General features: G+C 38.6%; 8 protein-coding genes. 1 reads left to right on the forward strand and 7 read right to left on the reverse strand.

The window, feature by feature from the left end; translation table 11 throughout:
- The first annotated feature begins 187 nt into the window (after window positions 1-187).
- A complete protein-coding gene (locus CLW00_RS19880; RefSeq protein WP_106135466.1) occupies window positions 188-820 on the forward strand; it encodes a nitroreductase family protein in 633 nt (210 codons plus the stop codon).
- 18 nt (window positions 821-838) lie between these two features.
- On the opposite strand, the gene CLW00_RS19885 is transcribed toward CLW00_RS19880, so the two are convergent.
- From CLW00_RS19885 to CLW00_RS19915, 7 genes are all read right to left on the reverse strand, one after another.
- Window positions 839-1,816 carry a sensor histidine kinase gene (locus tag CLW00_RS19885; RefSeq protein WP_106135467.1) on the reverse strand — a complete coding sequence of 326 codons (978 nt, stop codon included), beginning with the start codon at window positions 1,814-1,816 and terminating at the stop codon, window positions 839-841.
- Complete coding sequence (locus tag CLW00_RS19890) at window positions 1,813-5,739, reverse strand: PAS domain-containing protein (protein WP_106135468.1); 3,927 nt, start codon at window positions 5,737-5,739, stop codon at window positions 1,813-1,815. Before CLW00_RS19890 ends, CLW00_RS19885 begins: the two co-directional genes overlap by 4 nt.
- A 337-nt stretch (window positions 5,740-6,076) precedes the next feature.
- A complete protein-coding gene (locus CLW00_RS19895) occupies window positions 6,077-7,414 on the reverse strand; it encodes a TolC family protein (RefSeq protein WP_106135469.1) in 1,338 nt (445 codons plus the stop codon).
- A gap of 1 nt (window position 7,415) precedes the next feature.
- The gene (locus CLW00_RS19900) at window positions 7,416-8,090 is read right to left on the reverse strand and encodes an ABC transporter ATP-binding protein (RefSeq protein ID WP_106135490.1); all 675 of its coding nucleotides are present in this window, start codon (window positions 8,088-8,090) and stop codon (window positions 7,416-7,418) included.
- Between the two features lie 140 nt (window positions 8,091-8,230).
- Window positions 8,231-8,944, reverse strand: coding sequence for an SDR family oxidoreductase (locus CLW00_RS19905; protein ID WP_106135470.1), 714 nt, complete (start codon window positions 8,942-8,944; stop codon window positions 8,231-8,233).
- A 272-nt stretch (window positions 8,945-9,216) separates the two neighbouring features.
- Entirely contained in the window at window positions 9,217-11,673 is a 2,457-nt protein-coding gene (locus tag CLW00_RS19910) for an ABC transporter permease (protein ID WP_106135471.1), read from the reverse strand.
- 598 nt (window positions 11,674-12,271) lie between these two features.
- Window positions 12,272-14,683 (reverse strand): ABC transporter permease, encoded by a 2,412-nt coding sequence (locus CLW00_RS19915; RefSeq protein ID WP_106135472.1) that lies wholly within the window; start codon window positions 14,681-14,683, stop codon window positions 12,272-12,274.
- Between the last annotated feature and the right edge of the window lie 31 nt (window positions 14,684-14,714).

Genomic DNA, 14,714 nt, shown 5'->3' on the forward strand with positions numbered 1-14,714 from the left:
GGTGATGACTACAAGTTAATCATAAAATTGGAAGCATGAAGAATAAAACCTCATAAATAATAATTGGTATCATTATTCAAACATGAACTATAACTAAAATTTAATGGAATATTTTGGTTAAGACAAAACAAAAAAAACAAACTCCTGTTATATAGATGTATATACATTAAATACAAAGACTGAAAATATGAATACTACAATAGAAAGTTTGGAATGGCGCTATGCGACCAAAAGAATGACAGGAGATAAGATTAAAGAGGATCAATTGAATGGCATATTGAAATCAATTCAACTGACAGCTACTTCTAACGGTCTTCAACCCTTTTCGGTCATCGTAGTAGAAGATGAACAGCTGAAAAGGAAAATTGCTCCAAATGCGTATAACCAACCGCAGATTTTGGAAAGCTCTCACTTATTGATTTTTGCTGCATGGACAGAAATAACAAAGGAAAGAATTGATGCTTATTTTCAGCAAGTAACTGATGAAAGAAATCTCACTCCGAATGCCTTAAGTGATTATGCAGATAGGTTAAAGAAAAATTTTGAAGGCATGAGTACTGAGGCACAATTTCAATGGGCGTCAAAGCAAGCCTACATCGCTCTAGGATCGGCAATGATTGCAGCAGCTGAAGCAAAAATCGATACTACACCCATGGAGGGTTTTATACCGGACAAAATTGATGAGATTTTTGGATTCGAAGCTCAAAAATTGGGAAGTACGGCTCTATTGGCTTTAGGCTTTAGGGACAATGAAAAGGACCCTATGGTAGATGCAAAAAAAGTAAGAAGATCTAAAGAAAAATTGTTTGTCAAGGTTTAGGAATAAAAACCTGATAATTTAAGCTATCCTATCATTCGGTAGGGTAGCTTTCTTGGGCAGAGAAAAATAAAATGTGCTGCCCTCTCCTTCTGTTGAATCCAATTCAATTGAACCACCATAGTAATCAATTATTTTTTTGACCAGGGCTAGACCGATACCAGTGCCGCCTCCAAATTTCTCAGACGTATGCAGTCTCTGAAAAATGGCAAATATCCTTTCTGTGTACTCTTGGTCGATACCGATACCATTGTCTTTTATCCAAAAATCATAATTCTTTTGACTTTCCCTTACACCGATTTCAATCTCCGGTGACTTATTTTCGTGCCTGAACTTAAGTGAATTTTCTAACAGGTGCTGAAACAATTGTGTCATAAGGGCACGGTGGCTAAGGATAACAGGCAATTCTTTGATCGATATTTGGGCTCTTGTTCCTTCAATCAACTTTTTGTTTGATTCACAGACTTCCTTCAGTATTTCATTGAGGTTAATCTCTTCCAAGGGTTCGTTAAAGCGCCCAACTCTAGAGAATTCCAAAAGGTCTAGAATGATTTGTTTCATCTTGATGGCACCGTCTACAGCGAAAAAAATGTACTGTTGCGCTTTTTCATCAAGTTGATCGTCATATTTTCTTTTTAACTGAGACAAAAAACTTGTGATCATACGAAGCGGTTCCTGCAAATCATGTGAAATCACAAAAGCAAACTGTTCCAAATCGCTGTTTGAAGATTCCAATTCATTGCTTTTACCTTTTAATTTGCGATTAAGCTGTTCCAGTTCCCTGACTTTTTTATCCAATGATTCGTAGTATTTCTTAACCAATAAATACAACAAAGAAGCTGTCATCAGTACATAAAAAATTCCTTTAAGGGTTTGCAGATAAGCAATCTGATCAAGCTCACTTTCATCAAAAACCATCAATAAAACACTGTCACTCAATAAAATCCACATGACCCCAACCAAGATGTAGATCAGAACAATTTTTATTTCAGCTTTCATATTTTTTCCAAGTACCTTTTGGGAATCGTAAAACAAAATACACTCCCTTTACCAGGTTCGGACTCTATCCACACATTTCCATCTAATCCTTCTACAACTTTCTTCACTATTGCCAAGCCCATTCCCGTTCCTGTATAATTATCTTTGGCATGCAATCTTTGGAAGATAATGAATATTCTGTCAAAATGTTCTTTTTCGATTCCAATTCCGTTATCAGTTACAGATACAACATATTCATTTTCATTTTCTTCGCATGATATATGAATCTCAGGTCGCCTATTTGGTTCGTAATATTTAAGGGCATTTTCAATCAGGTTTTTGAAAACCTGAAAAATAGGAGTGTGATGGTACCAAATTTCAGGAAGAGGATCAACCTTGATGATTGCCTTTTTTTCTTCCATACTTCTTTTTTGAAGTATCAGTACCTCATCCACTATATGATTGAGTGATATGTGGGTTTTATCCTCAGCATCTTTGCCTACTCTTGAGTATTCTAATAAGTCCAGAATGATATTTCTCATCCTAGAAGCACCGTCTACAGCAAAATGGATATACTTCTTGCCTTTTTCATCAATAATATCACCATACTTCTTCTCCAATTGATGCAAGAAACTGGTTACCATACGTAATGGTTCTTGAAGGTCATGTGATGCCACATAGGCAAACTGCTCTAGTTCTGCATTGGAAATGGCGAGCTCTTTAGCCCTTTTATCCAACACTTTGTTGAGGCTTTCGAGTGAACTTTCGTATTCTTTCAAATGAGTAATGTCGGTCATTGCACCAATTACCCGCAACACTTTTCCTTCTTCATTTCTTATAAATTTTGCTCTGTCTATGACATAAGCAAAACTTCCATCTCCTCTTTCAAACCTGTATTCCTCAAACCAACTTACACTTGATTGATCTGACAAATAGGTGTTTACCTTGTTGATTACCCTTGATCTATCTTCTTCATGAATCCGTGACATTAGAAAATCAAAAGTAGGAATAAGTGTACTCAGGTCATATTTAAACAGGGACTCAAAGCCTTGAGACCAATACAGTTCGTTTTGTACCGCATCGTAATCCCAAATAGCATCATTGGTGGCCTCTGTTACATTCTCAAACCTTTCATTGGTCAGTTTGATCTGCTCTATAAATTCAAATTTTTCAAGTATCAGAGAAAGCAATCTTTGAACCCTGTCCATGGCCTGCAGCTCAAAGTCGCTTGGAGATTTTTCTTCCTCATAATAGTTCGCAAATGTAGCCACTACCTCACCTTCAGAGTTAAAAATCGGCTGAGACCAGCAAGCTTTAAATCCATATTTTTGACCCAAATGACTAAAATTCTCCCAAAGGGGATCTGAGTTTACATTTGTTACAAACACCCTCTTCCTTAAAAATGCAGCCGTACCACATGTACCAGCCTTCTCCCCGATTGCAATCCCGTTGATTTCTTCAAAATAATCATCCGGCAAGGAAGGTGATGTCAATTTCCAAATTTTATCTTCGCGCACCCTCATGACAGAAGATCTCATTCCCGGAAAAATATCCTCAAGCTTATTCAATTGGAGGTCAATGACTTCTTTTAGATCAACGTCTATTTGCATGGCAAATGCCATAACTTCCTTCTCCATCATTTCCAGTTGGTGGTAAAAGACCTCCTGATTGACATCCTGTATGGCGCCGACTACACGAACAGCTTTCCCATTTTTATCCCTGAGAATTACAGCCCTATTTTCAATAAAAATATATGACCCCGACCCATTTTTAAATCTATATTTTGATTCCCATCGGTTTTTTTCGGGATCTGAAAGCGTATGATTGAAAAATTGTAAAACACCCTCTCTATCCTCGGGATGAAACTGTTCATTGATATAATCATAGTTTTGATCCAAGTCCTTGATTTCCAAACCAAAATCCCTACCAAAACCATCACCCAAAAACATCTCTTTTGTTACCGGGTTATAATCCCATATTGATTCAGAACTGGCTTGCATGACCAATTCAAATCTTTCATTACTCTGTTGGAGTTCGTTTTCGAACTTGACCCTGTCAGTGATATCAGTACCCACACACTGAAGTTCGATAGGCACTCCATTTTCATCAAAAATGGCCATAAAATCCCAAAGGGTCGAAATCACCCCTTCATCAATCGTTGGTTTATCAATTTCAACATTGAATACCACGCCAGGATTCATGACAGCTTTCATTCCTGTCTCCTCTACTTTTGCAAAATCTTTTTTCAGAACGGTAGCCCAGATTGACTTTCCCAAAAAATTACCATCCGGGTAAAGCCAAGAAAACTGGTCAATGTATTTTTTGTTACAATATGTGTAGTTACCATCAAAATCTGTCCTGATCACAAAAAAACTGGAGGATTCATACATTCCCCTGAACCTGGCTTCACTTTTTTGGATGTCTTTGAAACTTTTCTCTAATGTAGATACATCCTTTGCTACGCTATAAATGATCCTTTCTTCCTCGTACCATTTTCCTGACCAATTTACTGTGACAATTTCGCCATTTTTGTGTCTATAGTGGTTTTGAAAATTGGTGACTTCTTCCCCTCCAATGATTTTTTCCGCTGTTGATATAGATATTTCATGGTCTTCGGGAATTACCAGATCAAGGAATGACCTTCCAACAAGCTCCTCCGGTGCATATCCCCAGACATTCTTGGAAGCAGCACTGACACTTCTAAATACACCATGTTCATCTAGGGTACAAATGACATCTAGAGATCTATCAAAAATATTCTTCAATGCTAATTCTCTCTTTTTTAAGGAGTCTAACATTTTCTTTTCAACTGAAATATCTTTGGCAGTGACAAAAGCACCTATGATTTCATTTTGTAAATTTTTGGCAGGTCTAAACTCTACTGAGAATACTATTGGATTGTTATTTTCATCCTTATAACTGAACTCGGTTTTTTTGCTTTTCCCTTCAAAAACTTTCCGATAAAGGATTCTAATTTCTTCTTTGTTTTCATCGGGAACAAAAGCCAATATTGAAGCATCAATCTTGATTTCTTGTTTATAGTATTTTTTGAACAGGTAACTGAATTGGTCATTAAAAATCTTGACTGAATAATCAAGGTTAATCAGGATAAAAGCTTCATCTGTATTATTTATCAAGAGTCTGATATCTTCACTCAGCTCTTTTTCTTTGGTGATGTCAAACATTACACCTTTGATCAATTGTGGTTTGCCATATTCGCTGATGACAGTGACCTTATTTCGAAGCCAAATGTAATTCCCATCCTTAGACAACATTCTGAATTCAAGAATATGGTCCCTACAGGCATTTGTTTCTTGACGAAGCAAGTTGATGGCAAATTGTCGGTCATCAGGGTGGATATGATTCTGCCAAAACTCATTTACATCAAGCCATTCCTCCGAAGTAAAACCAAGGATGTCTTGACATTGAGGACTAACATAGGTGAAATCTAAAGTAGTTGGATCTGCCTCCCAGACTATCCCTTCTATGGAATTGACAAGTATTTCCATATTTTCACTATAATCCTGAAAACTATCTTTTTCCACCGATCTAAGGATTTCCGGGGTCTGATGACAAATAGTGTGCGATAGATATTGCTTCCCTTCGTGTTCCACTAAAAATGTAAAACCTAACTTTAGGTTTTCAATATTTTTTAAATCATAATCGAAATAGTCAACATGAAATTCTTCACTGCCTTTTTCTACCGCTATTTTCCTGGAAACCTCTTCAAGTTTTCCATCAATAAAACTTTCGGGGAAATCCTTTCTCAAGTAAAGCTGAGGCAAATTAGATCCTAAGACATGTTCTGGTTCTATTTCAAAAAAAACCTGGAAAGCTTCGTTGCTGTATTCTATGGAAAACACTCCTTTTTCAAAGCAAATTATAGTTGACGGTGTCTTACTCCCTTCAAAAAAGGACTGAATTCCAGCTAGTTGGATAATCATATTACAGAGGTGATCATGGATGATACGACAGCGATAAATTTCTGCCCTTTCATTTTGGCATAATGTAAAGAGATTTTTAAAAAAGTACAATCAAATATAATCTTGTTCGATAATTATAAGCGTATTACTTGGTTCAAAAAACGTATAGTGGAAATGACAAAACCTGCATGGAAAAGGCAGGCTGACCAAAAACACCCACTAATTTTAAATCAAGTGATTCTTGGTAATCCTCAAAAATAATATGTTTCAAATTTTGCATTGAAAAAAGGAGAATGTTTACCACTCTCCTACTTTTTCCAATATATCCCTAAGTCTAAGGAATTTGATACATCCTCTATCACAAAGAATCTACTTCTAAAATACCCAAAGCATATTGCATGATGATTTCTTGGAAATAGAGTGTGTATTGGGCTTGGGCATAATCTGACTGGGCAGTGACCAATTGTTGGTTGGCCTGTGCCAAATCCACAAAATTCGAGACCCCCAACCTGAACCTTTCCGAGATGGCTTTTTGGGCTTCGACAGCCGCTTTCAATTGCACTTGAGTAGCTTCTTCTCTTCTGACGGCAACCCTAAAATTTTCATAGCCCAATTTTACTTCTTGTGCGATTTGTCTTTCCAACGCTTGTTTTCTGAGGTTTTGGTTTCTCAATTCAACCTTACTTCTTGTCACTTCAGTTCTATTATCAAAATTGGTGAAAACAGGAATATTCAACCTTAATCCAAAAGACCTTTGCGGGTAAATGGTGAAAAACTGTTCCCTAAATGGTCTTTGGTCGAAGGATGTAGAAAACGTGCTGTAATTGAAGAAAGCGTTCAATTGCGGATATAGCATGGACCTTGAAACAGCTAGCATTTTCCGATTACCCTCTTCCAAAGATTGTTGTTGAAGAAGGTCTTTACGATTGACGAAAGCTAGATCGTAGAGCTCTGGATAAGTCAAGGCCAACAATTCGCTTCTAAAGTCTTCGATATCCACTGACACTGGTTGGGGCAGTGTATTGTTATCCAATTGGAGCGTCTCTGCCAATGTCCAAAGGTCCGTTTCCCATTGAATCCTTGCGTCCAAAGCGACAGTTTCCAATCGGGCTACCTCAGACTGTTGGTTGTACAGATCGGCCAAGGTTCTCAACCCAGCATCTACAAACCCATCTATTTGTTCCAATTGTTTCTTCTGATTTTCAAGATTTTCCAAGGCGATATTATACAATTGTTCATCCAACAAGACCTGCAGGTATTGCTGTGCAACATTGAACATCACTTCTTCCTTGGCTCTTTGGATTTCATTTTTACCAGCTTCTTCAAAATGCTTAGAGGCCAAGGTTTGGTTGATTCTCCTAGTACCATTAAAAATAGGCATACTGACATCTATATTACCTGTAACATAATCCTGGATTTCATTGGACACAATCAATTCACCTTCGACTTGCTGAAATTGCTGACCAATATTTCTACCTCCGTTGCTCCCCATCACAACACGTGGCAAGTGAGAAAGCTTGGCATTGAGCTTTTCAGCCCGCAAGACTTCTTGTTGATTGTTCAGTATTTGAAAGTTGAGGTTTTGGTTGACACCTATCCTAACGGCTTCTTCAAATGTCAAGGGTATGGTATCTTGAGCTTGAATACCAAATATTGCAGCAAATAGTGCTATTCCACTTATGAGTAGTTTTTTCATTTCAAATGGTAATGTCTTGGTCAATTTTACCGTCCAGCATTTCGATCAGACGAGTTCCGTAGTCAGCATTTTCTCTGGCATGAGTGGCTTGGATGATGGTGGTTCCTTCCTGATTCAATTCCTTAAAAACCTCCATGATCTCCTTTGCTTGGGTAGAATGTAGGTTGCCAGTGGGTTCATCTGCCAAAAGCACTCTTGGTTTCCCTGCTATTGCCCTTGCGATACCCACCAGTTGTTGTTGCCCGCCGGAAAGTTGCTCTGGAAAAAGGTCCTTCTTTGCGACCATATTAAACCTATCCAAAAGGTCTGCAATAATGCTTTTCCTTTCCGAAGAAGATACATTTCTATAAAGGAGAGGTGTCTCTATATTTTCATAAACAGTCAATTCATCTATCAGATGATAGGCCTGAAAAATATAACCAAACTCAGATTTGTGAAGGGCATTTCTCTCACGATCCTTCATGGAAGCAATAGACTTGCCATCAAAAGAATATTGTCCTTCATAGTCTTCGTCCAAAAGGCCAATAATATTGAGCAAAGTGGATTTACCCACACCGGATGGCCCCATCAAGGTGATGAATTCCCCCTGTTCAATGTCAAGCCCAATGCCTTTGAGTATAAAAGTTCTCTGAAATCTGGATTCGATGAATTTATCGAGGTTGGTAAGCTTTATCATAGTCATTTTGGTTTTTGAACCTTCAAATAGGTTTCCCAAACTTATGCCATAAAAAAAAGCCCTGATTCTTAGCGAATAGGGCTTTAATTGTGTTTTGCACGGTTGAAATGGCGTACAACTTTGTCCGCATGCGGACGATATCAACCAGGCATACTTGGTCGGACTTCAATTTTGCTAGGTAAAGTCCTTGGATTCATATGCATCAAGTCTACTACCATTTGGCCTAGGTCTTCAATCTGTATTTTCCAAGCATCTTCCTTATTAGGTACATGGTCATTGAAATAAGTAGCTACAGAACCTGGCATGATGGTCGTGCACCTAATTCCCTCATTTCTCAAATCCAACATTGCTGCTTGGGTAAAACCTGTCAATCCAAATTTACTTGCATTGTAGGCTGAGCCCTTTGCGAAGAAGTTGGTTCCTGCCAAGCTGGAAATTGTGATGAAATAACCTTTAGACTTTCTCAATGCCTCCAATCCGGCTTTTAAGGTATAAAATACACCTGTCAAATTGGTATCTATGGTCTCTTGCCATTGCTCAATCGTAATGTCTTGGATAGATGCGAAATGTCCAATCCCGGCATTGGCAACCAAGAGGTCTATCTGCCCCCATTTTTCGACAAATAGTTGAATCGCTTTTTGTTGGGATTCAAAATCCCTCACATCTGCAACTATCCCAAATGCCGCCCCTTTACCTAATTGATTAAGACTTCGAACTGCCTTATCTACAGCATCCTGTGAACGGCTGGTGATTGCCACTTTCATACCCTGAGTCACCAAGGCCTCTGCGATACCATATCCGATTCCTTTACTTCCACCTGTGATAAAAGCTGTTTTGTTTTCTAAGTTTTGCATGGTTTTTTTATTTTTAAAAATTAGACTCTCTAAATAGAACCGAGGCTTTATGCAAGAGGTTCAGGAAAAGTCGAGTTCTTTAAAATAGAATACTCATACTACATGATTTAATCATTAGCTCATTTCTCATGTCTAAAATGGTTCAAAGTTTAAATATGTTGTCAAAAGTTACCCCGGAATATTCTAAACCCAATTAGGAATATGACCAATTGCGCGTCATAATCCTGAATACCGGACAGGAAGCACGTAAATCGTCGCTCGTAAATCTTCTTTCACTCCCCCTTTAAAGAATCAACTGGATTGGTAGATGCTGCCCTGAGTGACTGAACCCCCATCACTGACCATGCTATCAGCATTACTACAGATATCGCAAACAGGAATGTTCCCCAACCCAATTGAATCCTATACTGATAATCTTCTAACCATTTGCTCATTGCCCACCAAGCCAAAGGTGCAGCTATTACAAATGCTATCAATACCAACTTCGTAAACTCCTTAGACAATAGAAGTACAAGTGAACTGACAGAGGCTCCTAAGGCTTTTCTGATGCCTATTTCTTTTCTACGCTGCTCTGCAGTGAACGCTGTCAAAGCAAACAAGCCCATGCAGGCAATAAAAATGGCAAAACCGGTAAATGCAGCAAACACCTTCCCTATCCTTGTTTCTGATGCATACATGTAGGTAAACCTCTCATCCAAAAATTCATAGGTAAAAGGTTGTCCTGGCGCCAGTTCTTTCCATTTGTTCTCCAACAATTGCAAAACTTCCTGCACGTCTTGGGCCTTAAATCTAAATGAAGCAATACCTGTTGGATTAGGATCTATATACATCAAAACTGCCCCAATATTTTCTTTGAGGGATTCAAAATGAAAGTTTTCAACCACTCCTATGACAGTCTTGGCATCTAAGTTTTCTGTATTCAAACCAGAAACATTGTCTCCCGAAAAGGTTGAGATTTTCTGACCAATAGGGTCACCTTCAAAATTAAAGTTGCGTAATGCCGATTCATTTATGATCACTGCAGATGAATCAGATGGGAAATCCAAGGAAAAATCTCTTCCCTGTACTACCTTCATTCCCAAGGTATTGACATAATCAAAATCCACCTTCCAATTCTGGATGGAAACCATATTTTCCTGATCTTGTATATCCCGACCCATCACCCACCATGGATTATCCGACCTATTGGTTCCCGACACGGGCAAAAACCCACTCAATGTCCCCTTTTCAATCAATGAACTACCCAAGACTTCTTGCTTAAATGTCTGCTTTTGACTTCCCAAAGCGTATAGGTCATGTACCATGATAACCTGGTCTTTGTTGAAACCTAAGTTTTTATTTTGAATGAAATTCATTTGGGAAAAAAGTACTATGGTGCAAAAAATCAATATGATGGAAATAGAAAACTGAAACACCACCAATGAACTTCTTACTGCACTACTTTTCATTCCATTTGAAACATCTCCCTTCAGTACTTTGGCAGGTTTAAATCCAGAAAGAAAAAGTGATGGATATATACCCGCAATCAAACCTACAGAAACAGCGCCTAACATTAAGCCGACATAAAACCCAATTTCACCAATCGGCAAAATCAAATTTCTACCTGCCAAATCATTGAAAAATGGCAGTAAAAGAGAGGCTATAAAAATCGCTAAAACAAAAGAAATAAAACTCATTAAAAAAGTCTCAGCCATGAATTGGAAAATCAGCTCTCCCCTACCTGAGCCCATGCTTTTACGGACCCCAACCTCTTTTGCACGATTGGAAGATTTGGCCGTAGCCAAATTCATAAAGTTGATACAAGCAATCAACAAAATAAAAACTGCAATGGCTACAAACATATAAATGTAGGTGCTTGAAAAATTAGCTTTAAACTCACCCATCAAATCACTGTGCAAATGGATATCCAACAAAGGCTGAAGAAAGTATTCAACTTTATTGCCGCTTGCGATAAACTGCTCTAGGGTAAAGTCTTCTCCAAGCACCTGTTTCAACACTGGTATCAAATGCTTTTGAGTCATCGCAGTGATTTTTTGCTCTAATTCCTTTTGATCAGTTCCAGGATTTACGAGCATGTATGTTTGGAAATTATTACCAAGCCAAAGCGGAGATTTGGCTTCATCCAAGCCTTCCGCTGACAACAACACTTGGAAATTAAAATGGGTGTTATCCGGAATATCCTCATACACTCCTGTAATCTTATAGTCAGAAGCATTGTCCAAGATCAAAGATTGACCCACTGCATTTTCTCCTTTGAAAAACTTATCTGCCATTGTTTGACTAATGAGCATTGTATTTGGTTCATCCAATGCCCCCCTCTTACTGCCTTGCACCAAAGGGATATCAAAGACCTCCAAAAATTTCTTACCTGCAAATATTATATTGGTTTCTTTGATATTGTCATCGTACCTCTTGATCAAAAAAGAACCTTGATTTCTGAAATGAACAGCGGCCTCCACCTCGGGAATTTCCTCCATCAATGCCTCTGCCATTGGAGCCGGTGCAAATGTCATTTTATAGGCATTGCCTCCAAAGACAATATCTGAAGCGACCCGATAGATCCTATCGGAATTGGTAAAATGCTTGTCATAGGAAAGCTCATTACGGACAAAAAGAGTAATGATCAAACAAAGGGCAATCCCCAATGACAATCCAAGGACATTGATGATGGAGATGCTTTTAGTCTTCCAAAAGCTTCTTAGAGCGATTTTTAGGATGTTTTTTAGCATTGGTTGTGAGTTTGTTTTGGTTTGAAGGATTGTGGTGATTGTACAAAGCACCAAGCACAAAGAGCCATAAATGGAACTCTGGCCTTGCCTTTCAACCTGTTGACTTTATTTGACATTTTCTTCAGTTTCACGATTCTCAGGACAATTCATTCTGGGGTTTACTGGCTACTTTTTCATAAACTTATACAACTCGTCTGCCGTGGCGGATCGTTCGTGCCATACCTAGGGTAGGAAATCCTATGGCACTTTGGATACTTACCCTCTTTCCCTAATCCCGGCAAGAAATTACCGGGATATTATATCGGTCATGCCTTGCCTCCGGCAGGAAATCCTACGGCATTTGGTCTTTTTTCTTGTCTCTCGCATTATAAATAATTTGCAGAGCTGAACTCAAAAAAGCCTCGTAATTCGTAAATCGTCATTCGTAAATTTACTTTGATCTTGCATATTTGTTCCTAAATTCAAATCTCGGCTCTCGCTTCTCGCTTCTAATCTCTCCCTGTCATCCTTCATCCTTCCTCCCTCATCCTTTACTTAACCCTTCATCCCACTCGGTCTTAAATCTAAAATCTTAAATCTAAAATTTTCATTCTTTATCTCACTCACTCTTCAATATCTCTGCAGGGTTGGTCTTGGCTACTCCGAGGGAATGGAATCCCACTACAAGCAAGGCCAACACCAGCACTCCAAATCCTACACCCACAAATAACAAATAAGGCATTTCAATTCTATAAGCATACTCCTGAAGCCACATATTGCTGAGGTAATATGCAGGATAGGCTGCCAGGACAAATGAAACCAACACAAGCCAAACATACTGTTTGCTCACCAAGGAGATAATCTGCAAAATATCTGCACCCATCACCTTCCTGATACTTACCTCTTTGCTTCTTTGGGCAATGGTAAATGACGATAATCCAAACAGACCCAAAATAGAAATTAGAATGGCTATACCTGCGGCAAAACCAAGTACTCCTTGGATTTTCCTATCCACATCATAAAATCCTTCCAAAACCTCGTCTATAAAATTAAAACCGGAAGCATCATAAGGAAAAACTTCCTCCACCATAGCCTCAAGCCGCTCTTTGGCATAGGAAAGGTTTTGTTGAGAGGATACTTTTGCAGTCAGTAAGTAATAATAATCAGGCTGGTAAATCAGAACCATAGGCATAATTTCTTCTTTGAGGTTACGGGCATTGAAATTCTCCACTACCCCAACTATAGTATTGCTTTCTGCCCTGAAATTGATAGTTTGGCCAATGATATCTGATGGATCTGTAGCCCCCATAGCTTTCAGAAAATTCCTGTTTACCAGTATTTCGTCACCTACGTTGTGTGGTTTTCTTCCTGCCAACAAAGGGATTCCATTGACCGAAACGAATGCCGAATCGACGTTCATCACATGTACATTCATTTGCTGTTCTACAGAATCTACCATTACGTAAGCGTCGGAAGTCCAAATAGAGTTGGAAGACACCAGGTTATTACTTAGGCTTACCCCTGATACAAAACTTTCATTCCTCATTCTCTCTGCCAGTAATTCTCTTTGTGACCTTTCTCCCATAAAGGGAAGATTTGTGTACATCACAGCCTCTTTTTCGAAACCCAAAGGCTGAGAACTGATGTATTTGAGTTGACTTGTCAGCACCAATACCATGATGATAAAAGTGATAGAGGCAGTAAACTGTAAGACCGCGAGGTTTTTTCTCAGAAATACTCCAATTGAAAAACCATGCTCGTGCATTAGTTCCCCTTTAAGTGCACGCTGAGGCTGGTAACTTGCCAAAACAAATCCAGGGTATAATCCAGAGATCAATGTGATTATGACAGCAATTAAACCTAGAAACATCAGGCTCATAGGACTTAAAAATGAGGGATCAAAATTTGTGGGCAGGTATTCCGAGAAATAGGTTTTGATCAATTCGGCAAGGAATAACGAAAATGCAGAGGCTATAAGTACTAGGACAAATGTCTCATTCAAAAATTGCATTACCAGTTGACTTCGGTTGCTGCCCAATGTTTTTCTGATTCCTACTTCCTTAGCCTTATTGATAGCCAAAGCTGTTTCAAGGTTGATAAAATTCAGGCAAGCCAACAGAAGAATAATAATCCCAATGTAGACGAGTCCATTTAAAAGGGTTTTGGAAATAGTAGTGTCATCAAAGTTTTCACTGAAATGCATTTCTGCCAGTGGTTCACCTATAAATTCCGGGTGACTTTCTTGATCGTCAAAATATTTTTTGGCTAAGATAGCAAGTCCTTCATCCAAATTGGATTTGTCCGAGTTTTCTCCAATCTTCACAAATAGCTGACTTGAAGTATTCAGGTTAGTCCAACTATGTAGACCATACCAATCGGCTTTCCCTTTTTGGGAAATAGTACTAAAGGAAATAAAATCAGTAAAAATAAAGTCTGTATTTTCGGAATAATCCTTCACCACACCTTGCACTTGGGCATAAATAGAATCTGAGGCATCTATCCACAAGATTTCTTTTCCCAATACCTCATTGGCGGCTAATCCGGGAAAGTATTTTTGTAAACTAGACGCAGTAATGACAGCTGTATTGGGTTCCTGTAAGGCTGTTTGTGGATTTCCTGAAAGCCATTCTCTTTGAAAAATCTTAAAAAATCCTGGGTTTGAAAAGGCAACCTTATCACTTCTTCCTATTACTTTGTTTTGTTCAGGTAGGATAACCATCGTCTCATAAAGAACATACAGCCTACCCTTTTCTTCAATAAAAGAAAGCTCCTCATCAATCACCTCTCCCAAAGGTCCGTTGGTGCCTGACGTTTGAAAAATGTTACCGGAGTCCCACTCTTCCATGGTGTTGATTCTGAAAATCCTTTCACTATCTGTATGAAACCTGTCAAAACTATACGCATGCCAGACCACATTAAAAATCACCAAACAAATGGCAATACCCATTGAAAGGCCAAGAACATGAACCAAAGTGCGGAGTTTGTTTCGCTTGATATTCCTGATGGCGATCAATATGTAATTGTAAAGCATATTTCAAAAATTTAACGCAATGAATTAGCGC

The organism is Mongoliibacter ruber (assembly GCF_003003005.1).
Lineage (GTDB): Bacteria > Bacteroidota > Bacteroidia > Cytophagales > Cyclobacteriaceae > Mongoliibacter > Mongoliibacter ruber.